General features: G+C 54.3%; 36 protein-coding genes. 3 read left to right on the forward strand and 33 right to left on the reverse strand.

Annotated elements, in window-relative coordinates; translation table 11 throughout:
* Positions 1 to 13: 13 nt before the first annotated feature.
* Complete coding sequence (gene fabB, locus ABIE61_RS15660) at positions 14 to 1,231, forward strand: beta-ketoacyl-ACP synthase I (protein WP_206838349.1); 1,218 nt, start codon at positions 14 to 16, stop codon at positions 1,229 to 1,231.
* An 84-nt stretch (positions 1,232 to 1,315) separates the two neighbouring features.
* Here fabB and ABIE61_RS15665 read toward each other — a convergent pair whose 3' ends face one another.
* Positions 1,316 to 2,062, reverse strand: a complete 747-nt coding sequence (locus ABIE61_RS15665) for a lysophospholipid acyltransferase family protein (protein ID WP_242530077.1) — start codon at positions 2,060 to 2,062, stop codon at positions 1,316 to 1,318.
* Positions 2,062 to 3,183: a 1-acyl-sn-glycerol-3-phosphate acyltransferase gene (locus tag ABIE61_RS15670; RefSeq protein WP_206838335.1), complete on the reverse strand. Its 1,122-nt coding sequence runs from the start codon at positions 3,181 to 3,183 to the stop codon at positions 2,062 to 2,064. The genes ABIE61_RS15665 and ABIE61_RS15670 overlap by 1 nt, the downstream gene beginning before the upstream one ends.
* A gap of 188 nt (positions 3,184 to 3,371) precedes the next feature.
* On the opposite strand from ABIE61_RS15670, the gene ABIE61_RS15675 reads away from it, so the two are divergent.
* Complete coding sequence (locus ABIE61_RS15675) at positions 3,372 to 3,758, forward strand: SirB2 family protein (protein WP_091826443.1); 387 nt, start codon at positions 3,372 to 3,374, stop codon at positions 3,756 to 3,758.
* Between the two features lie 24 nt (positions 3,759 to 3,782).
* On the opposite strand, the gene rfbD is transcribed toward ABIE61_RS15675, so the two are convergent.
* Positions 3,783 to 4,709, reverse strand: a complete 927-nt coding sequence (rfbD, locus tag ABIE61_RS15680; RefSeq protein ID WP_254775009.1) for a dTDP-4-dehydrorhamnose reductase — start codon at positions 4,707 to 4,709, stop codon at positions 3,783 to 3,785.
* Positions 4,710 to 4,877: 168 nt separating this feature from the next.
* Entirely contained in the window at positions 4,878 to 5,423 is a 546-nt protein-coding gene (gene ssb / locus ABIE61_RS15685) for a single-stranded DNA-binding protein (RefSeq protein WP_354411178.1), read from the reverse strand.
* 145 nt (positions 5,424 to 5,568) lie between these two features.
* Here ssb and uvrA point away from each other — a divergent pair, with 145 nt between their 5' ends.
* Positions 5,569 to 8,397, forward strand: a complete 2,829-nt coding sequence (gene uvrA, locus ABIE61_RS15690; RefSeq protein ID WP_354411181.1) for an excinuclease ABC subunit UvrA — start codon at positions 5,569 to 5,571, stop codon at positions 8,395 to 8,397.
* Between the two features lie 107 nt (positions 8,398 to 8,504).
* Here the strand turns inward: uvrA and rplQ are convergent, their stop codons facing one another.
* The 29 genes from rplQ to ABIE61_RS15835 form a co-directional block, all read right to left on the reverse strand.
* Positions 8,505 to 8,900 (reverse strand): 50S ribosomal protein L17, encoded by a 396-nt coding sequence (rplQ, locus tag ABIE61_RS15695; protein ID WP_091826436.1) that lies wholly within the window; start codon positions 8,898 to 8,900, stop codon positions 8,505 to 8,507.
* A 38-nt stretch (positions 8,901 to 8,938) separates the two neighbouring features.
* Entirely contained in the window at positions 8,939 to 9,943 is a 1,005-nt protein-coding gene (locus ABIE61_RS15700; RefSeq protein ID WP_091826434.1) for a DNA-directed RNA polymerase subunit alpha, read from the reverse strand.
* A gap of 26 nt (positions 9,944 to 9,969) precedes the next feature.
* Positions 9,970 to 10,590: a 30S ribosomal protein S4 gene (gene rpsD, locus ABIE61_RS15705; RefSeq protein ID WP_354411184.1), complete on the reverse strand. Its 621-nt coding sequence runs from the start codon at positions 10,588 to 10,590 to the stop codon at positions 9,970 to 9,972.
* Between the two features lie 15 nt (positions 10,591 to 10,605).
* Positions 10,606 to 10,995, reverse strand: a complete 390-nt coding sequence (rpsK, locus tag ABIE61_RS15710; RefSeq protein WP_010324082.1) for a 30S ribosomal protein S11 — start codon at positions 10,993 to 10,995, stop codon at positions 10,606 to 10,608.
* 19 nt (positions 10,996 to 11,014) lie between these two features.
* Entirely contained in the window at positions 11,015 to 11,371 is a 357-nt protein-coding gene (rpsM, locus tag ABIE61_RS15715; RefSeq protein WP_091826430.1) for a 30S ribosomal protein S13, read from the reverse strand.
* A 139-nt stretch (positions 11,372 to 11,510) separates the two neighbouring features.
* Positions 11,511 to 11,627 (reverse strand): 50S ribosomal protein L36, encoded by a 117-nt coding sequence (rpmJ, locus tag ABIE61_RS15720; protein WP_007021200.1) that lies wholly within the window; start codon positions 11,625 to 11,627, stop codon positions 11,511 to 11,513.
* Between the two features lie 17 nt (positions 11,628 to 11,644).
* Positions 11,645 to 12,970: a preprotein translocase subunit SecY gene (gene secY / locus ABIE61_RS15725; RefSeq protein ID WP_091826428.1), complete on the reverse strand. Its 1,326-nt coding sequence runs from the start codon at positions 12,968 to 12,970 to the stop codon at positions 11,645 to 11,647.
* Positions 12,971 to 13,405, reverse strand: a complete 435-nt coding sequence (gene rplO / locus ABIE61_RS15730; RefSeq protein WP_091826427.1) for a 50S ribosomal protein L15 — start codon at positions 13,403 to 13,405, stop codon at positions 12,971 to 12,973.
* Between the two features lie 13 nt (positions 13,406 to 13,418).
* The gene (rpmD, locus tag ABIE61_RS15735) at positions 13,419 to 13,601 is read right to left on the reverse strand and encodes a 50S ribosomal protein L30 (protein WP_091826425.1); all 183 of its coding nucleotides are present in this window, start codon (positions 13,599 to 13,601) and stop codon (positions 13,419 to 13,421) included.
* A gap of 3 nt (positions 13,602 to 13,604) precedes the next feature.
* The gene (gene rpsE, locus ABIE61_RS15740) at positions 13,605 to 14,108 is read right to left on the reverse strand and encodes a 30S ribosomal protein S5 (protein WP_091826423.1); all 504 of its coding nucleotides are present in this window, start codon (positions 14,106 to 14,108) and stop codon (positions 13,605 to 13,607) included.
* 11 nt (positions 14,109 to 14,119) lie between these two features.
* Positions 14,120 to 14,470, reverse strand: coding sequence for a 50S ribosomal protein L18 (gene rplR / locus ABIE61_RS15745; RefSeq protein WP_091826421.1), 351 nt, complete (start codon positions 14,468 to 14,470; stop codon positions 14,120 to 14,122).
* Between the two features lie 9 nt (positions 14,471 to 14,479).
* A complete protein-coding gene (gene rplF, locus ABIE61_RS15750; protein WP_091826419.1) occupies positions 14,480 to 15,013 on the reverse strand; it encodes a 50S ribosomal protein L6 in 534 nt (177 codons plus the stop codon).
* 11 nt (positions 15,014 to 15,024) lie between these two features.
* On the reverse strand, positions 15,025 to 15,417 hold the full coding sequence (gene rpsH, locus ABIE61_RS15755; RefSeq protein WP_206838304.1) for a 30S ribosomal protein S8: 393 nt from the start codon (positions 15,415 to 15,417) through the stop codon (positions 15,025 to 15,027).
* An 83-nt stretch (positions 15,418 to 15,500) separates the two neighbouring features.
* Entirely contained in the window at positions 15,501 to 15,806 is a 306-nt protein-coding gene (gene rpsN / locus ABIE61_RS15760; RefSeq protein WP_091826414.1) for a 30S ribosomal protein S14, read from the reverse strand.
* A gap of 15 nt (positions 15,807 to 15,821) precedes the next feature.
* Positions 15,822 to 16,361: a 50S ribosomal protein L5 gene (gene rplE, locus ABIE61_RS15765; RefSeq protein ID WP_091826412.1), complete on the reverse strand. Its 540-nt coding sequence runs from the start codon at positions 16,359 to 16,361 to the stop codon at positions 15,822 to 15,824.
* A gap of 15 nt (positions 16,362 to 16,376) precedes the next feature.
* The gene (gene rplX / locus ABIE61_RS15770) at positions 16,377 to 16,700 is read right to left on the reverse strand and encodes a 50S ribosomal protein L24 (RefSeq protein WP_091826410.1); all 324 of its coding nucleotides are present in this window, start codon (positions 16,698 to 16,700) and stop codon (positions 16,377 to 16,379) included.
* A gap of 99 nt (positions 16,701 to 16,799) precedes the next feature.
* The gene (rplN, locus tag ABIE61_RS15775; RefSeq protein ID WP_091826408.1) at positions 16,800 to 17,168 is read right to left on the reverse strand and encodes a 50S ribosomal protein L14; all 369 of its coding nucleotides are present in this window, start codon (positions 17,166 to 17,168) and stop codon (positions 16,800 to 16,802) included.
* Between the two features lie 88 nt (positions 17,169 to 17,256).
* Entirely contained in the window at positions 17,257 to 17,520 is a 264-nt protein-coding gene (rpsQ, locus tag ABIE61_RS15780) for a 30S ribosomal protein S17 (protein ID WP_010324095.1), read from the reverse strand.
* Entirely contained in the window at positions 17,517 to 17,711 is a 195-nt protein-coding gene (gene rpmC / locus ABIE61_RS15785; RefSeq protein ID WP_091826407.1) for a 50S ribosomal protein L29, read from the reverse strand. The genes rpsQ and rpmC overlap by 4 nt, the downstream gene beginning before the upstream one ends.
* Positions 17,711 to 18,124: a 50S ribosomal protein L16 gene (gene rplP / locus ABIE61_RS15790; RefSeq protein WP_091826405.1), complete on the reverse strand. Its 414-nt coding sequence runs from the start codon at positions 18,122 to 18,124 to the stop codon at positions 17,711 to 17,713. The genes rpmC and rplP overlap by 1 nt, the downstream gene beginning before the upstream one ends.
* An 11-nt stretch (positions 18,125 to 18,135) precedes the next feature.
* Positions 18,136 to 18,819, reverse strand: coding sequence for a 30S ribosomal protein S3 (gene rpsC, locus ABIE61_RS15795; RefSeq protein WP_091826403.1), 684 nt, complete (start codon positions 18,817 to 18,819; stop codon positions 18,136 to 18,138).
* A 25-nt stretch (positions 18,820 to 18,844) separates the two neighbouring features.
* A complete protein-coding gene (gene rplV, locus ABIE61_RS15800) occupies positions 18,845 to 19,177 on the reverse strand; it encodes a 50S ribosomal protein L22 (RefSeq protein ID WP_425270423.1) in 333 nt (110 codons plus the stop codon).
* 8 nt (positions 19,178 to 19,185) lie between these two features.
* Positions 19,186 to 19,464, reverse strand: coding sequence for a 30S ribosomal protein S19 (gene rpsS / locus ABIE61_RS15805; RefSeq protein ID WP_010324100.1), 279 nt, complete (start codon positions 19,462 to 19,464; stop codon positions 19,186 to 19,188).
* 12 nt (positions 19,465 to 19,476) lie between these two features.
* Complete coding sequence (gene rplB / locus ABIE61_RS15810) at positions 19,477 to 20,304, reverse strand: 50S ribosomal protein L2 (protein ID WP_091826398.1); 828 nt, start codon at positions 20,302 to 20,304, stop codon at positions 19,477 to 19,479.
* A gap of 14 nt (positions 20,305 to 20,318) precedes the next feature.
* Complete coding sequence (gene rplW / locus ABIE61_RS15815; protein WP_091826395.1) at positions 20,319 to 20,615, reverse strand: 50S ribosomal protein L23; 297 nt, start codon at positions 20,613 to 20,615, stop codon at positions 20,319 to 20,321.
* Positions 20,612 to 21,217, reverse strand: a complete 606-nt coding sequence (gene rplD, locus ABIE61_RS15820) for a 50S ribosomal protein L4 (protein ID WP_091826393.1) — start codon at positions 21,215 to 21,217, stop codon at positions 20,612 to 20,614. The genes rplW and rplD overlap by 4 nt, the downstream gene beginning before the upstream one ends.
* Before the next feature lie 11 nt (positions 21,218 to 21,228).
* On the reverse strand, positions 21,229 to 21,867 hold the full coding sequence (gene rplC / locus ABIE61_RS15825) for a 50S ribosomal protein L3 (protein ID WP_091826391.1): 639 nt from the start codon (positions 21,865 to 21,867) through the stop codon (positions 21,229 to 21,231).
* A gap of 110 nt (positions 21,868 to 21,977) precedes the next feature.
* Positions 21,978 to 22,289, reverse strand: coding sequence for a 30S ribosomal protein S10 (rpsJ, locus tag ABIE61_RS15830; protein WP_091826389.1), 312 nt, complete (start codon positions 22,287 to 22,289; stop codon positions 21,978 to 21,980).
* 189 nt (positions 22,290 to 22,478) lie between these two features.
* Positions 22,479 to 22,877: EF-Tu C-terminal domain-related protein (locus ABIE61_RS15835; RefSeq protein ID WP_502915064.1), on the reverse strand; the 399-nt coding region annotated here is incomplete at its 5' end.

The following is a 22,877-nucleotide window of genomic DNA, read 5'->3' on the forward strand; positions in this document are numbered from 1 at the left end:
AGAGAGGCTACACATGCGACGCGTCGTTGTGACCGGTATGGGGATCGTTTCCTGCCTGGGAAATGATCTGGAAACAGTTCTGGACTCACTGAAGCAGGGGCGCTCCGGCATCAAGTTTCAGCCGGAGTACAAGGAGCTTGGCTTCCGCAGTCAGGTTGCGGGCAGCATCGATATCGACCTGGACAGCCTGATCGATCGCAAGCTGCGTCGATTCATGGGCAACGCTGCGGCTTATGCCTACCTGGCCATGAAGCAGGCGATTGAAGATTCCGGCCTGAGCGAAGACCAGATCTCCAATGTCCGTACCGGCCTGATCGCCGGCTCAGGGGGTGCATCTTCAGCCGATATCGTTGAAACCGCTGATATTCTGCGTGAAAAAGGTGTCCGCCGCGTAGGCCCCTACCGCGTTACCCGCACCATGGGCTCCACCGTCTCCGCCTGTCTGGCAACTCCGTTCAAGATCAAGGGTGTCAACTACTCGATCACCTCAGCCTGCGCGACCAGTGCACACTGCATCGGTAACGCCATGGAGCAGATCCAGCTCGGCAAGCAGGACGTTGTTTTTGCCGGTGGTGGTGAAGAGCTGCACTGGTCGCTGAGTGTCATGTTTGACGCCATGGGCGCGCTGTCCAGCAAGTACAACGATACTCCGGAAAAAGCGTCTCGTGCTTATGACGCCAATCGCGACGGTTTCGTGATCGCAGGTGGTGCCGGCATGCTGGTGCTCGAAGAACTGGAGCACGCCAAAGCTCGTGGTGCCAAGATTTACGCTGAGCTGACTGGCTACGGCGCTACTTCCGACGGCTACGACATGGTTGCACCATCCGGTGAAGGCGCCATTCGTTGCATGCAGCAGGCGATGGCCACCGTAGATGGCCCCATCGACTACATCAACTCCCACGGCACCTCCACTCCGGCTGGTGACATTCAGGAGCTGAAGGCGATGAAGCAGACCTTCGGTGACAAGATGCCGCCGGTCAGCTCTACCAAGTCACTCACCGGTCACTCACTGGGCGCCACCGGTGCACAGGAAGCGATCTACTCGATCCTGATGCAGCAGAACAACTTCATCTGTGCGTCGGCCAACATCGAAGAACTGGATCCGGAAGCGGCCGGCATGCCGGTTGTCACGGAACGCAAGGACAACATCGAGCTCAAGCGCGTCATGTCCAACAGCTTCGGCTTCGGCGGCACCAACTCAACTTTGGTGTTCGAGAAATACGAAGGCTGATACTGCGGCCAGCCCCATTGGCTGGCCCATAAAAAAGCCGCTCATAATGGAGCGGCTTTTTTATGGGCCGAATTCAACCTTAGCTTACTCCAGACTGCCCTGCTCTCGCATGGTCTGCTCCAGCCAGCCTGCTACTTCAGCATGCACTTCATCCACACTGCGCCCTTCCGTCTGGATCGCGGGACCTACACTGACCTGCACGGTGCCGGGATACTTGACGAACGAGTTACCGGGCCAGTAAAGACCCGCATTATGTGCCACCGGTACAATCGGTACACCGCGACTCACGGCCAGCATCGCACCGCCCTTGTTCAGCTTGCCCATCTGCCCCACAGGTACACGTGTACCCTGCGGGAAAATCAGCAATGGAATACCGCTGTCCAGCCGCTGCTGCCCCTGCTCCAGCAGCTGTTTCAGCGCACCGCGCCGCTTGCTGCGATCAAGCGCGATCGGACGCAACAGTGCCAGTGCCCAGCCGAACAGCGGGATTCGTAGCAGCTCGCGCTTGAGCACCACGGCCTGAGGCCGAATGAGTGTCTGGAAGTACAGCGTCTCCCACTCGCTCTGATGATTGGCAACAACCACATACGCACCTTCTTTTGGAAGATGCTCACGCCCCTTCAGTTCAACCCCCAAACCACAGCAGATGCGCAACCAATCGATATAAAAATAATTGATCAGGGTCAGAAACTTGAACCGGGCCCGAAACGGCAGCAATGGGCCAATCAGCAAACAGGGGATCGCAAACAGCATGGTCAACGGGTAAAAGCCAACCGCATAGAGCAGGCCGCGCAGATACAGCCGCATGCCCCCAGAGCGTTGAGCAGGCATCAGCTCTCCCCCTGGCTGGCATTGTGATGATTGAAGACCGGGTTGGCGTACATCTGACGCAGGAACGGCCGCTCCTCATCGCTCACACTTTCAAGGCGCGCGTCAAAGGCCTGCTGCTGCTCGACACTGACCGCCTCGCCGGCAGCAGCAAGATTGCTTGGGTGCAGCCGGTAATTGAGGTGGATTTGACGATCGATCTCAGCGGCAATCTGCTCAGGGGTTTCAAACTCGCCACTCAGCGGAGTACCAAAAGCGATGTGAACCTCCCCCTTGTCGCCGGTAATGCCTCGGACAATACTGCTGATATCCTCGTATTCAGATTTCTCGTATGCACCGTGCAGCGCAACAGCGGCCAGCTCACGAGCCTTGAGCGCATCACAGGGGTCAAGCTCATAGGCAATGGATACCGGTACAATGTTGAGCCGCCCCACCATCTCGCCCAGGCTGCGCTGCTTGCGGTGCGACATGTAGAACATTTTCATCAATGCCGGATCTGTACGGTCATTGCCATCTTTCGCTCGCCCCTCACGCTGCGCGATCCAGATAGAGTGGCCATTGCTGATGCTGTGATCGATGTAGGAAGAGAGTTGAGTCAGCGCCGACATCATCTCTCGCCCCTTGGCAGAGCGATTAACGATGAAGCTTTTATTAAGCCGCATCAGGTCCGACACATAGGGTTTGCGCAGAAGGTTATCACCGATCGCAATGCGCACCGTCGACATGCCAGCCTTATAGCGAACCCAGTTCACAAACGCCGGGTCCATGGCGATGTCACGGTGATTGGATACGAACAGATAAGCTTCGTTGGGGTCCAAACGCTCAATACCCGAGCAGCTAACCCGCGTTGTGGTGCGTCCGATCATTTTCTGCATGTAATCGGCCACCAGCTGCTGGAAACCATCTATGCTTTCGATCTCGCCAACTCGTGCTGCCACAGCAATGCGCACCAGTGGACGCAGCAGCCAACCCAGCGGGCCGGAAGCCCTGGGAAACTGGTAGCGCGTCAGGGCCGAGATACATTCGTCGTCGCGCACCAGCCGCTGAAGTACCGCCTCGACTTCATCATCCCGGTAGGGGCGGATGGACTGATAGGGATCCGGTGTCAGAGTCTGAGCATTCATTCGCGTATGTCACGCCTCTAGCGGCTGCTGAAAAGTTGCACATTTTACCCTGTTACTGCCCGTTTTACAGTGCAACGGGAGGTAAAACATTACCCTGCAGGCAAAGGCGAATTTCAAATCAGACATGCCGCAGGTATAGTGAAGCCCATCCAACACCCACCCGCCTGCAATAGTTGAGGAAACCGGCATTGAATACTTACCTGATGCTTAAACATGCACACCTGACCATGGTCGGACTGAGTATCATCCTGTTCATGTTGCGCGCAGCACTTATGCTGGTTTGGCCCAAGGCGCTCAATGCTCGCTGGCTCAAGATTTTCCCCCATGTGATCGATACGTTGCTGCTGGTCAGTGCGATCGGCCTGATGCTGGTGCTGTCGCAATACCCGCTCACCCATCACTGGCTCACAGCCAAGATACTGGGTCTGGTCGGATATATTGGTTTTGGAACGGTTGCGCTGAAGCGTGGCAAAACAATGAAAACACGCCTGCTGGCTCTGGTCGCGGCACTGTTGTGTCTGGGGTATATTCTGGCAGTGGCTTTGACGCGTTCTGCCAGCCTTGGACTGTTTTAAAATGTGAAGGTATACGGCGAACATTTAGAGTTCGCCGTAATGCTCCCGAATGACGCGCTGCAACTCACTGCGCCAGGGACGCTGACGAATACCGAAGGTACTGAGCAGCTTACGGCACTTGAGCACAGATGAAGCCGGCCGCTGTGCAGCAGCCGGATAATCAGCCGATGCTACGGCACGAAGTTCCTGTACAGCAAGCTCCTCATACTGCCGCGCCGCGGCCAGAATCGCCTCACTGAAGCCATAACGGGAGGTGATTTCAGCGCCGCAATAGTGATAGGTTCCCCACACATCAATACCGCAGGTCAGCTGGCGCAGGATGGCCAGGATGACACGCGCCACATCTTCAGCCGAGGTAGGGCAGCCACGCCGGTCATCAACCGCCTCAATCATGGCTTCATGCCGCGCCTGCTCCAGTGTACGCAAAAGATAATTGTCACCACGGGCACTGAACACCCAGCTCACACGCAGGATAAGATGTTGAGAGTGCAGGCTGCGCACGGATTCTTCACCTTCCCACTTGCTGCGCCCAAATACGCCCAGCGGGGAGGCAGCGTCATCCTCACTGTAGCCACTGGCATAGTGGCCATCGAAGACATAGTCCGAGGACAGGTGCAGCAGCGGGATACTGAGCAGCGCACAGGCGGCAGCAAGGTTGGCCGCGCCGGCACTGTTCACGGCCAAAGCCTGATCAGGCTGCCGTTCGGCATCATCAACCCGGTTGAAGCCGGCACAGTTGATCACGTAGTCAGGCAGGTGTCGTTCAAGTTGCTGTCGGATCTGCTCAGGGTCGGTCACATCAAGTTTGCGTCGTCCCAGGGCGATACACTCAAGCCCCTGCTGTTGCAACAACAGCTCCGCCAGAGCATGACCAATCTGGCCATCCGCTCCGCAGATGAGAACCTTGGCTGATGTTGTATAGGCGCTGGCCACCATTGACGGGATGTTCACCTGTTACTGGAATGAAAGTTCGGGGGCAAGCCCGGTTCATTTCGAGCATACCGCAAACTCTGCCCCTGCACACCTGCCCGATATGAAAAAAGTGCCCTGCAACAGACACAAAAGCCCCGCGTTGCGGGGCCTTTGAACAGGTATTGCTGCAGTCGCGTGGATCAGCTCTCAGAACGGGATGTCATCATCAAAGTCATCAAAACCCGGGGCTGGCTGCTGAGATTGTTGCGAGGGTTGTTGTGGCGGCTGCTGACGCGGAGCCTGCTGTGGCGGTGCCTGATTGTATTGTTGTGGCTGACCATAGCCCATGTCGCCGCCCTGAGGTGCATAACCGCCACCCTGTGAAGGTTGCTGGTAACCACCACCCCCTTCACCACCGCGTCCATCCAGCATCTGCATCTCGCTGGCTACAATTTCAGTCGTGTAGCGATCCTGGCCATCCTGTCCCTGCCACTTGCGGGTACGCAGGGAGCCCTCAATGTAAACCTTTGAACCCTTGCGCAGATATTCGCCCGCAATTTCAGCCAGACGGTTGAAGAATACGACCCGATGCCACTCGGTACGCTCCTGCATCTGGCCGCTCTGTTTGTCTTTCCAGCTATCGCTGGTGGCAAGGTTCACGTTGGTGACCGCATTGCCAGATGGCATGTAACGTACTTCGGGATCAGCTCCCAGATTACCGATCAGAATTACCTTATTGATACCGCGCGCCATCTCACTCTCCCGTTATCCTGTTAGCCTGGGCCACCGCATCCTGCATGTGGCCGTACGCCCATGAGGATACCACAAGCACAGCTGTTTTTGCTGTCCCGCTATAGGCTCTATAATAGTCCTTTTTGCCAGCCAAGGCGGAGCCGCAATGGACAAGATTCTGGTACGGGGTGCACGCACCCACAACCTGAAAAATATTGACCTCGATATCCCCCGCGACCAGTTGATCGTCATCACAGGGCTGTCGGGATCAGGCAAGTCCTCACTCGCCTTCGACACTCTCTACGCCGAAGGACAGCGCCGCTACGTGGAATCCTTGTCCACCTATGCACGCCAGTTCCTGTCGATGATGGAAAAGCCCGATGTAGACCATATCGAAGGACTGTCACCGGCCATATCGATCGAGCAGAAATCCACATCGCATAATCCCCGCTCGACAGTTGGTACCATCACCGAGATTTACGATTACCTGCGTCTGCTCTTTGCCCGAGCAGGCGAACCGCGCTGCCCTGAACATGACTTGCCGCTGGCGGCACAGACCGTCAGCCAGATGGTTGATCAGGTGCTCGCACTGCCCGAAGGCACACGCGTAATGCTGTTGGCTCCCGTCGTACAGGGCCGCAAGGGTGAGCACTTACATATCATCAGCCAGCTGCGCAGCCAGGGCTTCGTCCGCGCCCGTATAGATGGGCTGGTGGTCGATCTTGATGATGCCCCAACACTGGACAAGAAACGCAAACACGATATTGAAGTGGTGGTTGATCGCATCAAGGTTCGAGAGGACCTTCAAACCCGCTTGGCAGAATCATTTGAAACCGCTCTGGAGCTGAGCGATGGCATTGCCAGAATTGCCCCCATGGATGAGGGTATGGAGGAGATGGTATTTTCGGCACGTTTCGCCTGCCCGACCTGCGGCCACAGCATTCAGGAACTCGAGCCTCGTTTGTTCTCATTCAACAACCCCCACGGCGCCTGCCCTGCCTGTGATGGTCTTGGGGTACGACAGTATTTTGATCCAGCCAAACTGGTACAGGACGCATCACTGACCCTTGCACAGGGTGCCATACGTGGCTGGGATAAGCGAAGTCTCTACTATTACCAACAGCTGCAGGCGGTAGGTCAACACTACGGCTTTGATCTGGATACCCCGTTTGAGAAACTCAGCGAACAACACCGCAATATCATTCTGCACGGCAGTGGTGATGACAGCGTAGACTTTCACTACCGTAATGACCGAGGCGAACGCGTTAAGAAGGCGCACCCCTTTGAAGGCGTGATCAATAATCTGGAGCGGCGCTACCGGGAAACCGAGTCCGAAAGCGTACGCGAAGACCTGGCTCGCTATCTCAACATGCATGCATGCCCCTCATGCAATGGCAGCCGACTGCGTGCTGACGCGCGCCATGTATTTATTGACCAACGCACTCTGCCTGATCTTGTACGCCTGCCGATTGGTCAGGCAAAAGAGTACTTTGAACAGCTTCAACTCGGAGGCAAACAAGGCGAGATCGCCGACAAGATTCTGAAAGAGATTCGTGAGCGCCTGAGTTTTCTGGTCAATGTAGGACTCGACTACCTATCGCTTGAACGCAGTGCTGATACTCTTTCAGGTGGTGAAGCTCAGCGCATCCGACTGGCAAGTCAGATTGGTGCAGGTCTGGTCGGTGTCATGTATGTACTGGATGAGCCATCCATCGGACTGCATCAACGCGACAATGAACGTCTGCTCAAAACTCTGGAACACCTGCGTGACCTGGGCAATACCGTAATCGTAGTAGAACACGATGAAGACGCGATTCGAATGGCGGATTATCTGATCGATATTGGCCCCGGAGCCGGCGTACATGGGGGCCGAGTCATCGCTGCGGGCCTGCCCCAGACCATTATGGACAATCCCGAATCGATCACAGGCCAGTATCTGTCCGGCAAACGGTCGATTGCGATACCGGAACAGCGCAAGCCGGTGGACAGTGACAGGATACTGCGTCTGATAGGCGCCAGCGGCAACAACCTGCAGCAGGTGACGCTCGAAATTCCTGTTGGACTGATGACCTGCGTGACCGGCGTGTCGGGTTCCGGCAAATCCACATTGATCAACAACACGTTGTACCCGGTTGCCGCCACGGCACTTAATCATGCGACAACGCTGGACGCGGCACCTTATGAGCGGATTGAAGGATTGGACCTGTTTGATAAGGTCATCGATATAGACCAGAGTCCGATTGGACGCACTCCACGCTCCAACCCCGCAACCTATACCGGCATTTTCACACCGATCCGTGAACTCTTTTCCGGGACCCAGGAAGCACGTTCACGCGGCTACAAACCGGGACGTTTCAGTTTCAATGTAAAAGGTGGCCGCTGTGAAGCCTGCCAGGGGGACGGCGTAATCAAGGTGGAGATGCACTTCCTGCCGGACATCTATGTGCCCTGCGATATTTGCAAAGGGAAGCGCTATAACCGTGAAACCCTGGAAGTGAAATACAAGGGCAAAAGCATTGATGAGGTGTTACAGCTGACGGTTGAGGATGCGCGTGAATTCTTCGACGCCATACCGGCGCTGGCTCGACGATTGCAGACGCTGATCGATGTCGGTCTCAGTTATATCCGCCTCGGGCAGGCCGCCACCACGCTGTCTGGCGGCGAAGCCCAGCGTGTCAAACTGGCGCGAGAATTAAGCAAGCGGGACACCGGCAAGACCCTGTATATTCTTGACGAGCCCACCACCGGGCTGCATTTCTATGACATACAGCAACTGCTCAATGTCCTTGATCGCCTGCGGGATCACGGCAATACCATCGTCGTGATTGAACACAACCTGGACGTAATCAAGACCGCCGACTGGATCATAGACCTGGGCCCGGAAGGTGGCAGCGGTGGTGGCGAAATCATTGCCACCGGCACACCTGAGACCGTTGCAAACGTGCCACAGTCACATACCGGACGCTTCCTGAAATCCATGTTGAAATCTGTCTGACCTTGTGCGGGCTGTCACCAACACTACAGCCCGCCTTCACCAAATTACAGGCGAAAAAAAACCCGGTAACCAAAGGCACCGGGTTTTTTTAACAGTTCAGAAGAGTATTAATCTTCTGCACTCTCATCTGCAACAGTCTGACCAACCGGACGATCTACCAGTTCAACGTAGGCCATTGGAGCCTTGTCGCCGGCACGGTATCCGCACTTGAGAATGCGGATATAGCCACCGGGACGAGCCGCATAACGCGGACCCAGTTCGTTGAACAGTTTACCTACAGCATCGTTGCTGCGGGTACGGGAGAACGCCAGACGACGGTTAGCAACCGAATCGATCTTGGCCAGAGTGATCAGCGGCTCAGCAAAGCGGCGCAGTTCTTTAGCTTTAGGCAGAGTAGTCTTGATCAGTTCGTGTTCGAACAGAGACACTGCCATATTTTTGAACATCGCTTTGCGGTGAGCACTTGTACGATTTAAGTGTCGACCAGATTTACGATGACGCATTTTCTAAATCCTTTGCAACTTAGGGTTAGAAGTCAGACTCAAGAGGCAACCTTGTCATCGCCTTTCAGACTGGCCGGGGGCCAGTTTTCCAGACGCATGCCAAGCGACAGACCTTTAGATGCCAGCACATCTTTGATCTCGGTCAGAGACTTCTTGCCCAAGTTAGGAGTCTTCAGCAGCTCTACTTCGGTGCGCTGGATCAGATCACCAATATAATAGATCTGCTCTGCTTTCAGACAGTTCGCGGAACGTACAGTCAGCTCCAGGTCGTCGACCGGGCGCAGAAGAACAGGATCAATCTCCGGCTCATTCGGCTCGGCGCGAGTCTGTTCACCCGCGTCTTCCAGATCAACAAACACGACCAGCTGCTGCTGCAGTATGGTAGCCGCACGACGGATGCACTCTTCCGGATCGATAGTACCGTTGGATTCAATATCGATCACGAGCTTGTCCAAGTCGGTGCGCTGTTCTACACGTGCACTTTCAACTGCATAGGACACGCGCAGAACAGGGCTGTAGCTGGCATCCAGCTGCAGACGTCCGATGGCACGAGTTTCATCCTCGTCGCTGTTACGTGAGTCAGCCGGCACATAGCCACGGCCGCGTGTCACGCGCAGCTGCATGTTCAGTGCAGCACCTGGATTCAGGTGAGCAATTACATGTTCGGGATTGGCAATTTCAACGTCCTGAGTCAGCTGAATATCGCCAGCCGTGACAGAACCTGCCTCTGACTTGGAGAGTGTCAGAAGCGCCTCATCACCGTTGTGCAGAGCGATAGCAACACCTTTGAGGTTCAGCAGGATCTCGATGACATCCTCCTGCACCCCTTCTATGCTGCTGTACTCGTGCAACACACCCTCAATCTCAACTTCCGAAATTGCACAACCCGGCATGGAAGAGAGCAGGATACGGCGCAGCGCATTGCCCAGGGTATGGCCGAACCCTCGCTCCAGTGGCTCAAGAGTCACCTTGGCGCGGGTTTTGCTAATCTCCTGCACGTCAATGTGACGCGGGTAAAGAAACTCGTTTACTGAACGCTGCATAGTTCCACCAGTCAAGAGTTCAAGAATTACTTCGAGTAGAGCTCGACGATCAGGTGCTCGTTGATGTCGGCTGAAAGATCGCTACGTTCCGGCAGGGACTTGAAAGTACCTTCCATCTTCGAAGCATCAACTTCAATCCATTCAACGGGAGCACGCTGAGCAGCCAGATCCAGTGCGTGTTTGATACGCAGCTGGTTTCTGGCTTTTTCGCGAACTGCTACTACGTCGCCAGCCTGTACCTGGTAGGAAGGAATATTAACTACCTGACCATTGACAGTGATCTGACGGTGAGACACAACCTGACGTGCTTCAGCACGGGTAGAACCATAACCCATGCGGTATACAACGTTGTCCAGACGGCCTTCGAGAAGCTGAAGCAGGTTTTCACCTGTAGCACCCTTGCGGCGTGCTGCTTCTTTGTAATAACCACGGAACTGACGTTCCAGCACGCCGTAAATGCGACGTACTTTTTGCTTTTCACGCAGCTGCAGACCGTATTCAGACAGGCGACCGCGACGGGCACCGTGAACACCGGGTACTGTTTCTGCTTTGCACTTGCTGTCAAGCGCGCGGACACCACTCTTCAGGAAGAGATCGGTGCCTTCACGACGGGACAGCTTGCACTTTGGTCCAAGATAACGAGCCATATTACCGTCTCCAGATTAAACGCGACGCTTCTTCGGCGGACGACAACCGTTGTGCGGAATCGGGGTCACGTCCGTGATGTTTGTGATTTTGTAGCCACAGCCGTTCAGTGCACGGACTGCTGACTCACGACCCGGTCCCGGGCCTTTCACAAACACGTCGAGGTTTTTCAGACCGTATTCCAGAGCTGCCTGACCGGCACGCTCAGCTGCCACCTGGGCGGCAAACGGGGTGCTCTTGCGGGAACCACGGAAGCCGGAGCCACCTGAAGTTGCCCAGCTCAGAGCATTACCCTGGCGATCGGTAATAGTGATGATAGTGTTGTTAAAAGAGGCGTGGATGTGCGCGAGCCCATCCGCTACCTGCTTTTTAACCTTTTTACGAGTGCGATTACCTGGCTTAGCCATATTCGGAAATTCCTATCGCTTACTTACGGATCGGCTTACGCGGCCCTTTACGGGTACGCGCATTGGTCTTGCTGCGCTGACCACGCACCGGCAGATTACGACGGTGACGCAGGCCACGGTAGCAACCGAGGTCCATAAGGCGCTTGATGTTCATGTTGACTTCACGACGCAAGTCGCCTTCAACGGTCAACTTGGCAATTTCACCACGAACATTATCGAGCTGCTCTTCAGACAGATCACCAATCTTGGTGCTAGGCGCAATGCCGGTAGCATCACAGATCTGTTGTGCAGTCGTGCGGCCTATCCCGTAAATGTAAGTCAGAGAAATTACCGCATGCTTATTGTCAGGAATATTGACGCCAGCTATACGGGCCATTCAATGTACTCCATATTTATGTCCTGGGAGAAATGCTCACCAGAACCAATCATTCTTTAGTTCGTGGAAGGCGCGCAATGTTACACCCTGATCAAAAATAAATCAAGGCTACGCACCTCCACTCCCGGCCAGCTGTGGATTAACCCTGGCGCTGCTTGTGTCGGGGTTCCACTTTGCAGATCACGCGCACGGAACCGTTGCGTCGTACGATCTTGCAGTTACGGCAAATCTTTTTAACAGATGCACGTACTTTCATGATCCACCTCATTAGGCTTAGCGCAGCAGACCTGCGCCGCCTTTAAGATTCGATTTTTTCATCAGGGACTCATACTGGTGTGACATCAGATGCGACTGCACCTGCGCCATAAAGTCCATAACCACTACCACCACGATCAGCAACGATGTACCGCCGAAGTAGAATGGCACGTTCCAGGCTACCACCAGAAACTGGGGCATCAGCGAAACGGCCGTGATATAGAGTGCACCAAACAATGTCAGGCGACTCAGCACGGAGTCGATATACCGTGCGGACTGATCACCAGGACGAATCCCTGGAATAAAGGCACCTGATTTCTTCAGGTTATCTGCTACATCACGTGGATTGAAAACAATCGCAGTGTAGAAGTAGCAGAAGAACACAATTGCCATCGCAAACAGCAGAATGTACAGCGGCTGTCCTGGCCCAAGAGCCAGTGCCACATCCTGCAGCCACTCCATCCCTTCAGACTGACCAAACCATTGGCCAACCGAAGCCGGGAAGAGCAGGATGCTGGACGCGAAGATCGGCGGGATAACCCCAGCCATATTGACCTTCAAAGGCAGATGACTTGACTGCGCGGCATAGACACGACGTCCCTGCTGACGTTTTGCATAGTTAATGGTAATGCGGCGTTGGCCACGCTCCATGAACACAACAAAACCAACAGTAGCAATGGCCATGACAGCAATCGCCAGCAGCGCCAGGATATTGAGATCACCCTGGCGCGCTGATTCGAAGGACTGACCGATCGCACCCGGCAAACCAGCCACAATACCGGCAAAGATCAGAATCGAGATGCCGTTGCCAATGCCGTGCTCAGTGATCTGCTCACCCAGCCACATCAGGAATACAGCCCCTGCAACCAGCGTTACGACTGCTACAAAGTAGAAGCTCATATCGGCTGCGAAGGCAACGCCCTGACTGGCCAGACCAACTGCCATACCAAGCCCCTGTACAGTCGCGAGAATGACTGTACCGTAGCGGGTGTACTGGCTGATCTTGCGACGACCCGCCTCTCCTTCCTTCTTCAACTGCTCCAGGTGCGGACTGACCACTGTCATCAACTGCATGATTATGGATGCAGAGATGTAGGGCATGATCCCCAGCGCCAGGATTGACATCCTTTCCAGCGCACCACCTGAGAACATGTTGAACAGACTGAGAATGGTTCCCTGATTCTGATCAAACAGCGCAGCAAGACGATCAGGGTTGATACCCGGCACCGGAATATGAGCCCCGATACGGTATACGATGATCGCAATCAGAACGAATCTGAGACGAGCCCAAAGCTCTTTCAGTCCACTCTGCATGCCTGCCGGTATTTGTCCTTGCTTAGCCATTTACGCCTCGACTTTGCCGCCAGCAGCCTCGATCGCAGCCTGTGCACCTTTGGTCACTTTAAGACCTTTAACGGTGACTGCCTTTTTGATCTCACCAGACAGTATCACGCGTGCAGACTTGATCTCTTCACGGATGATATCAGCCTGTTTCAGCGCAGCCAGGTCGACAACGTCAACACCGGCAGCAGCCAGTTCGTTCAAACGAACTTCAGCTACATAGCGTGCCTGACGAGAGGTAAAACCAAACTTCGGCAGACGACGCTGGATTGGCATCTGACCGCCTTCGAAGCCCGGGTTCACGCTACCGCCAGAACGGGACTTCTGGCCCTTGTGGCCACGGCCACCAGTTTTACCCAGTCCGGAACCGATACCGCGACCTACACGCTTGGGAGCATGCTTGGAACCGGCGCCCGGGCGCAGAGAATTCAAACGCATTGGGTGACTCCTTTTATTCGCCTTCTACACTAACCATGTAGTTGACCTTGTTGATCATCCCGCGCACAGCCGGAGTATCTTCCACTTCTACGGTGTGGCCGATACGGCGCAGACCCAGACCCTTCACACACTGAATGTGCTTGGGCAGCCGACCGATGGTGCTACGAGTCAGAGTTACCTTGATAGTATTCGCCATCGCTTAGCTCTCCAGAATCTCTTCAACGGACTTGCCACGCTTGGCTGCAACATCTTCAGGCGCCTTCATGACTTTCAGGCCGTTGATAGTTGCACGTACTACGTTTACCGGGTTGGTAGAGCCGTAGCACTTGGCCAGTACGTTGTGAACGCCTGCCAATTCCAGAACGGCGCGCATTGCACCACCGGCAATTACACCGGTACCTTCTGAAGCGGGCTGCATGTAAACACGGGAAGCACCGTGACGGGCTTTAACCGGGTACTGCAGAGTGTGGCCATTGAGCTGGACGCTAACCATGTTACGGCGCGCCTGCTCCATCGCTTTCTGGATCGCAACAGGAACTTCACGTGCTTTACCGCGGCCGAAGCCCACACGTCCGTTACCGTCACCAACGACAGTCAGCGCTGTGAAACCGAAGATACGACCGCCTTTTACCACCTTGGCGACGCGGTTTACCTGAACCAGCTTCTCTTGCAGTTCACCGTCTTTCTGTTCGTGATTTGCCATAATAGAAACCTTTAGAATTCCAGGCCGCCTTCGCGAGCAGCATCAGCAAGAGCTGCAACACGACCGTGGTATTTAAAACCGGAGCGGTCAAACGCTACCTTGGAAACGCCTGCTTCTTTAGCACGGCTGGCGATCAGAGCACCCACTTTCTTGGCTGCTTCGATATTTCCGGTAGCACCTTCACGCAGATCTTTTTCTACTGTGGAAGCAGAGGCCAGAACCTGGCTGCCATCAGCAGAGATAACCTGCGCGTAAATGTGACGCGGAGAGCGATTCACGCAAAGGCGAACAGCACTCTGCTCGCGCATTTGCATGCGCGACCGACGCGCACGACGGATACGAGCTTGTTTCTTAACGTTCATGACCCTGCCTTACTTCTTCTTAGCCTCTTTACGGCGTACATATTCGTCAACATAACGAACACCCTTACCTTTATAAGGTTCAGGCGGACGGAATGCGCGAACTTCTGCAGCCACCTGACCAACACGCTGCTTATCAGCACCGCTGATAACGATCGTGGTGTTGTTCGGTGTTTCAGCTGTAACACCTTCGGGCAGTTCGTAATCGATCGGATGAGAGAAGCCAAGCGTCAGGTTCAGAACTTTACCTTTAGCCTGCGCACGGTAACCAACACCCAGCAAATTCAGGGTCTTGGAAAAGCCTTCACTTACACCAACCACCATATTGTTGACCAGTGCACGTGTAGTACCAGCCAGTGCCATGGACTGTTTGGCGCCATCACGCGGAGCAAAAACGAGCTGACCTTCAGCCTGCTCTACAGCAACTGAAGCATGAACATCCAGGCTCAGCTGACCGTTTTTACCTTTGGCTGTCAGAGACTGACCCGCCAGTTTAATCTCCACGCCTGCCGGTACTACTACGGGTTTCTTCGCAATTCGTGACATTGGAATACCTCTTAGAATACCGTGCAGATAACTTCACCACCGATGCCGGCCTTACGGGCAGCGCGATCGGTCATGACGCCTTTGCTGGTAGAGACAATTGCGATACCAAGACCATCTGCCACTTTCGGCAGCTCAGACGCGCTCTTGTAGATACGCAGACTGGGACGGCTTACACGCTTGATCTCTTCGATAACCGGCTTGCCTTCGAAATATTTCAGTTCGATGGACAAGACCGGCTTAACATCACCTTCAACGGAGAAGTCGGTAATGTAGCCTTCATCCTTCAGAAGATTTGCCACTGCAACCTTCTGTTTGGAAGACGGCATGGCAACATGGGCTTTTTCAGCCATGTGTCCGTTGCGGATACGGGTAAACATATCCGCGAGGGTGTCTTGCATACTCATGCTATTAACGTCCTCTTAAGTGCAGCGCAGTGCGGTAGCAGGCAAATTGCCTGCCCTGACCACTGAGCTTACCAATGACAAGCTTACCAGCTTGCCTTCTTCAGACCCGGAACATCGCCACGCATAGCTGCTTCACGCAGCTTGATACGGCACAGTCCGAACTTGCGATATACGCCGTGCGGACGACCTGTAACCTGACAGCGACGCTGCTTACGCACCGGGCTAGCATCACGCGGCAATTTCTGCAGCGCGACCTGTGCATCCCACACCTCATCTTCTGAGCTGTTCGGGCTTGCAATAATTGCTTTGAGCTCAGCACGCTTTGCGGCGTACTTGTTCACGAGATTCTCGCGCTTGAGCTCACGATTGATCATGGAAACCTTGGCCATTATTCAACCCCTGCCTTATTTCTTGAACGGGAACTGCAGAGCGGACAGCAGCGCACGACCTTCGTCGTTATTCTTCGCGGTAGTGGTGATCGTAATATCGAGACCACGCAGCTTGTCGACTTTGTCATAGTCGATTTCCGGGAAGATAATCTGCTCTTTGACGCCCATGCTATAGTTACCACGGCCATCGAAGGACTTCGGGTTCAGCCCACGGAAGTCGCGGATACGCGGGATGGAAACGTCAACCAGACGATCCAGGAATTCCCACATCTGCTGACCACGCAGAGTGACTTTGCAACCGATAGGCCAACCTTCACGAACCTTAAAGCCTGCAATTGACTTGCGAGCATTGGTTACGACCGGTTTCTGACCAGCGATTGCAGTCATGTCAGCAACAGCGTTTTCGAGCTGTTTCTTGTCGCCCAGTGCTTCACCAACACCCATATTCAGGGTGATTTTGGTAACACGGGGAACGGCCATGACGTTCGGGCAGTTCAGCTCTTCTTTGAGCTTCTGCTTGATTTCGTTTGCGTAAAGCGCTTTCAATCTGGACATTTGCACCAACCTCTCTTACTTAGCACCAACGATGGTTTCGCCGGTAGACTTGTAGAAGCGGACCTTGGTGCCGTCTTCGAGCAGCTTGAAGCCTACACGATCGCCTTTTCCGGTCTGCGCGTTAAAGATAGCCACGTTGGAGGTCGCGATAGCCGCTTCCTTCTCAACAATGCCACCCTGACGACCCAGCATCGGATTGGGCTTCTGGTGCTTCTTGATCATGTTGATGCCAGAAACGATCAGACGATCGTCCTGAAGCACGCGCATAACCTTGCCGCGCTTGCCCTTATCTTTACCTGCGATAACGATGACTTCATCGTCGCGACGAATCTTACGCATTATTTTACCTTGTCTTTTCCTGCTACCCTCTCATGCTCAAAAACGCCAAACCCTGGTGGGAGTGGCGTTTTTAACAAGACACTGTTAATAAACAGAGTCTTAGAGCACTTCAGGCGCCAGGGAAATGATCTTCATGAACTTCTCATTACGAAGCTCACGCGTTACTGGCCCGAAGATACGCGTTCCAATCGGAGCGTCGTTGTTGTTCAGCAGAACCGCAGAGTTGGTATCAAAGCGGATCAGTGAACCATCTGGACGACGAACACCTTTACGGGTACGTACTACGACAGCCTTAAGTACCTGGCCTTTCTTCACCTTGCCACGCGGAATTGCTTCCTTGACGGTCACCTTGATGATGTCGCCAACGGATGCGTAGCGGCGGTGGGAACCACCCAGGACCTTAATACACTGCACACGCTTGGCGCCGCTGTTGTCAGCAACATCAAGCATCGTTTCAGTCTGAATCATGGTCTACTCCACAAACTGTATAAACCGTCACCACAACTGCCATTAGCAGCTGAGGTGAGCAGGCATAATGGAGCAAAGGCGCACTAGTTTACACCTTTGCTGCACGCTCTTCAATGCGAATAAGCGACCAGGTTTTGGTCTTTGAAAGCGGACGGGATTCGGCAATAGTTACCAGATCACCCATCTGACACTCATTCTTCTCATCGTGAGCATGCAGTTTGGTGGAGCGCTTTACAAACTTACCGTAGATCGGGTGTTTTTCCTTACGCTCAACCAGAACTGTGATGGTTTTATCCATCTTGTCACTGACGACCTTACCGGTCACAGTCCGAGTACGTTTTTCCGCGCTCATTTGGTCACCTGCATTTCGTTAAGTACTGTCTTAACGCGAGCGATGTCGCGACGAACCTGACCAAGCAGGTGAGTCTGCGCCAGCTGGCCAGTAGCTTTCTGCATACGCAGGTTAAACTGGTCCTTCAGAAGGCCCAGCAGAGCCTGCTGAAGCTCTTCAACGGACTTGTCACGCAGTTCAGTAGCTTTCATTACATCACCGTCCGTTTAACAAAAGTGGTTGATACCGGCAGCTTGGCAGCAGCCAGAGCGAAGGCTTCTGCAGCCAGCTCTTCGGGAACACCGCTCATTTCAAACAGCACCTTGCCGGGCTGAATCTGAGCGACCCAGTATTCCACGCTACCCTTACCTTTACCCATACGTACTTCAAGCGGCTTGGTGGTGATCGGCTTATCCGGGAAAACCCGAATCCAGATCTTGCCACCACGCTTTACGTGACGGGTCATGGTACGACGGGCCGCTTCGATCTGGCGAGCAGTGATGCGGCCACGACCGGTCGCTTTCAGTGCAAACTCACCAAAGCTGACCTTGCTGCCGCGCTGTGCCAGGCCGCGGTTGCGACCTTTCATTACCTTGCGGTATTTCAGTCGTTTCGGTTGCAGCATTGACGTCTACCTCACTTAGAACCTTTCTTCTTGGGCGCGTTCTTCTCGGCACGTACCTGTTCGATACCGCCGAGGATCTCACCCTTGAAGATCCAGACTTTAACGCCAATCACACCATATGTAGTGTGGGCTTCGTAGGTAGCGTAATCGATGTCTGCACGCAGAGTGTGCAGAGGAACACGACCTTCGCGATACCATTCAGTACGTGCAATCTCGGCACCGCCGAGACGTCCGCCAACCTGAATTTTGATGCCTTTGGCGCCCTGACGCATGGCGTTCTGAACCGCACGCTTCATGGCGCGACGGAACATTACGCGACGTTCCAGCTGACTGGCGACGCTCTGTGCAACCAGTTTTGCATCCAGATCCGGCTTGCGTACTTCTTCGATGTTGATGTGAACAGGCACACCCATCATCTGGGAAACGGCGTTACGCAGCTTCTCGACATCTTCGCCCTTCTTGCCGATCACAATACCCGGACGAGCCGTGTAGATGGTGATCTTGGCATTCTGTGCCGGACGCTCGATTTCGATGCGGCTCACAGATGCATTTTTCAGCTGCTGATCCAGGTACTTGCGAACCTGGAGATCGTTCAGCAGCCGTGCAGAGTATTCAGACTTGTCCGCGTACCACACAGAGGTGTGGTCTTTAACGATACCAAGCCGAATACCGGTCGGATTTACTTTCTGACCCATATTGAACTCTCCTAGCAGTCAGCTCTTAGTCGGCCACCTTGACGGTGATATGTGACGTACGCTTCAGGATGCGATCAGCGCGACCCTTGGCACGCGGCCGGATACGCTTCATGGTCATCCCTTCATCAACGAAGATCGTTGATACACGCAGCTCGTCAACATCAGCACCTTCGTTATGCTCCGCATTCGCGATAGCAGACTCGAGTACTTTCTTGACCAGGTGTGCACCTTTCTTCGTGCTGAACGCCAGGATATTCAGAGCTTCGCCCACAGACTTACCACGGATCTGATCAGCGACCAGTCGGGCCTTCTGGGCGGAGATGTTGGCGCCTACATGCTTGGCGATAACTTCCATCATCAACCCCCTTACTTCTTCTTGGCCTTCTTGTCGGCTGCATGACCGCGGTATGTACGTGTCGCAGCGAACTCGCCCAGTTTATGGCCTACCATGTCCTCGGTAATAAAAACCGGAACATGCTGACGACCGTTATGTACTGCAATAGTGAGACCTACAAACTGTGGGAACACAGTTGAACGACGTGACCAGGTCTTGATCGGACGACGCTCGTTAGCCTCGATTGCAGCCTCTACCTTCTTCAACAGGTGAAGGTCAATGAACGGACCTTTCTTCAGTGAACGTGGCACAGCTGTATCCTCTTATTTAGCCTGACGACGGCGTACGATCAGTTTATCAGTACGCTTGTTCGAACGGGTTTTGTGACCCTTGGTCGGCACGCCCCACGGTGTAACCGGGTGACGACCACCAGAGGTACGACCCTCACCACCACCGTGCGGGTGATCAACCGGGTTCATCGCCACACCGCGAACGGTCGGACGAACACCACGCCAGCGCTTGGCACCAGCTTTACCCAGCTGACGCAGGCTGTGCTCAGAGTTGCTCACTTCACCCAGGGTCGCGCGGCATTCGGACAGCACCTTGCGAGTTTCACCTGAACGCAAACGCAGTGTCGCGTAGGTTCCCTCACGGGCTACCAGCTGTGCTGAAGTTCCTGCTGAACGTGCGATCTGAGCGCCCTTACCCGGCTTCAGTTCGACACAGTGAACAGTACTACCCAGCGGAATGTTACGCAGCGGCAGAGTGTTACCGATTTTGATATCGGCATCATCACCAGACTGAATTTTGGAACCCGCAGTCAAACCTTTAGCCGCAATAATATAACGACGCTCACCATCTGCGTACTTCACCAGAGCGATGTGCGCAGAACGGTTCGGATCGTATTCCACACGCTCGATTACAGCGGGGATACCATCCTTGTTGCGACGAAAATCGACGATACGGTAATGCTGCTTGTGACCACCACCGATATGACGGGTGGTGATACGGCCGTTGTTGTTACGACCACCGGACTTGCTCTTCTTCTCGACCAGTGCGGAAAAAGGCTTACCCTTATGCAGATCAGCGCTGACCACCTTTACGAGATGACGACGTCCAGCAGAGGTCGGCTTTGCTTTAATAACTGCCATTGTTCAACCCCTCGTTATTCGCCTGCCAGGAAATCGATTTCGGAGCCTTCGGCCAGACGGACATACGCTTTACGAACATCGTTACGCTTGCCAAGACCACGCTGAGTGCGCTTGGTTTTGCCCTTGATATTCAGAACGCTGACGCCTGCGACCTTAACATTGAAGAGTTCTTCAACGGCTCGCTTGATTTCCGGCTTGGTTGCATCTTTGGCCACACGGAAGACAACCTGTTCGCTGCCTTCTGCTACGATTGTGGCTTTTTCAGAGATGTGCGGTCCGAGCAGCACTTTATAAATGCGTTCCGGGTTCATGCCAGCACCTCCTCAATTTTCTTCAGAGCAGGGACTGTTACCAGGACCTTCTCGAAACCAACCAGGCTAACCGGGTCGATACCTGCAGCGTCGCGTACATCAACGTGCGGAACGTTGCGCGCAGCCAGATACAGATTCTGCTCGACGTTTTCGGTAATCAGCAGGGCATTGTCCAGCTTCAGCTCACCGAGCTTGGCAATGAACTGCTTGGTTTTGGGTGCTTCAAGCTGGAAGTCTTCAACAACAACCAGACGTTCCTGACGCACCAGCTCAGACAGGATGCAACGCATTGCAGCACGATACATCTTCTTGTTTACTTTCTGAGCAAAGCTACGCGGCTGCGCAGCGAAGGTAACACCACCCGAGCGCCACAGCGGCGAGCGACTGGTACCGGCACGGGCACGGCCAGTTCCCTTCTGACGGAAGGGCTTGGCACCACCGCCGGATACAGCTGAACGATTTTTCTGCGCTTTGGTACCCTGACGGCCAGCTGCCATATAGGCAGTGACAACCTGGTGAACCAGCGCCTCATTGAACTCTTTACCAAAAGCCAGATCGGAAACTTCAACCGATCCGTTGGCTCCAGTCAGATTCAGATTCATAACAATCCTCCTCAGGCGCGTGCTTTAACAGCAGGTTTAACGATGACATCGCCACCAGTGGCGCCCGGGATTGCTCCCTTGACGATCAGCAGGTTGCGCTCTGCGTCAACACGTACGACTTCAAGAGTCTGTACAGTGCAACGCTCGTCACCCATGTGACCGGCCATCTTTTTACCCTTGAAGACACGACCCGGGGTCTGGCACTGACCAATGGAACCCGGAGCACGGTGAGAAACGGAGTTACCGTGAGTCATATCCTGAGTGCGGAAATTCCAGCGCTTAACACCGCCCTGGAAACCTTTACCCTTGGATTGACCGGTAACATCGATCTTCTGACCTGCTTCGAAGCGCTCAACCGTCAGCGAATCGCCAACGTTGATTTCCTCGTCACCATTCAGACGGAACTCCCACAAACCGCGGCCGGCTTCGACACCTGCCTTGGCAAAGTGACCCGCTTCCGGCTTGCTCAGGCGATTGGCCTTCTTGCTTCCGGTGGTCACCTGTACCGCTGCATAACCGTCAGTTTCGACGGTCTTGATGCTGGTAACACGGTTCGGTTCCATTTCGATGACGGTGACTGGCACGGACACGCCATCTTCTGTGAAGATACGGGTCATACCCGCTTTACGTCCGATAAGTCCTACAGACATGTTTATACCTCTTGCCAGTTGTGTACGGGGCTGTCACCCGCTATGGCTGCCCTTTTCAGGCGCATTCCACAAATAGCGCTTCATTAATTGAATAATTAGCGCAGTGCTTATTAGCCGAGGCTGATCTGCACTTCAACACCCGCAGCGAGATCCAGCTTCATCAGTGCGTCGACAGTTTTTTCTGTCGGCTCAACGATGTCCAGTACACGCTTGTGAGTACGGATTTCGTACTGGTCACGCGCGTCTTTGTTGACGTGCGGAGAGATCAGTACGGTAAAACGTTCTTTGCGGGTAGGAAGTGGGATCGGACCACGCACCTGAGCACCCGTCCGCTTAGCAGTCTCAACGATCTCCTGAGCAGATGAGTCGATCAGGCGATGATCAAAAGCCTTCAGACGAATTCTGATTTTTTGGTTCTGCATTCTGATCACGCATTTCCTGTAAGTTTTTTAACGGCAATAGCCGACCTCCCCTCGGATAAAGGGGACGCAAATTTTACCCAGTGGAGCCACCATCGTCAACCGAAAGTTTACTTTTTGACCAACCATGGTAACAGCTACAAAAAAGCCCTCCGAGGAGGGCTTTTTGACTCATGCTGTAATCAACAAGGATTACGCAATGATTTTGGCAACAACACCCGCACCAACAGTACGACCACCTTCACGGATAGCGAAGCGCAGGCCTTCTTCCATCGCGATCGGGTTGATCAGGGTAACAGACATCTGAACGTTGTCACCCGGCATTACCATTTCAACACCTTCCGGCAGTTCACACGCGCCAGTGATGTCAGTGGTACGGAAGTAGAACTGCGGACGGTAGCCTTTGAAGAACGGAGTATGACGACCGCCTTCTTCTTTGCTCAGTACGTACACTTCGCCTTCGAACTGAGTATGCGGCTTGATTGAGCCCGGCTTACACAGTACCTGACCACGCTCAACGTCGTCACGCTTGGTACCACGCAGCAGCGCACCAACGTTCTCACCGGCACGGCCCTGATCCAGCAGCTTGCG

Source organism: Marinobacterium sp. MBR-111 (assembly GCF_040547585.1).
GTDB classification, from domain to species: Bacteria; Pseudomonadota; Gammaproteobacteria; order Pseudomonadales; family Balneatricaceae; genus Marinobacterium; species Marinobacterium iners.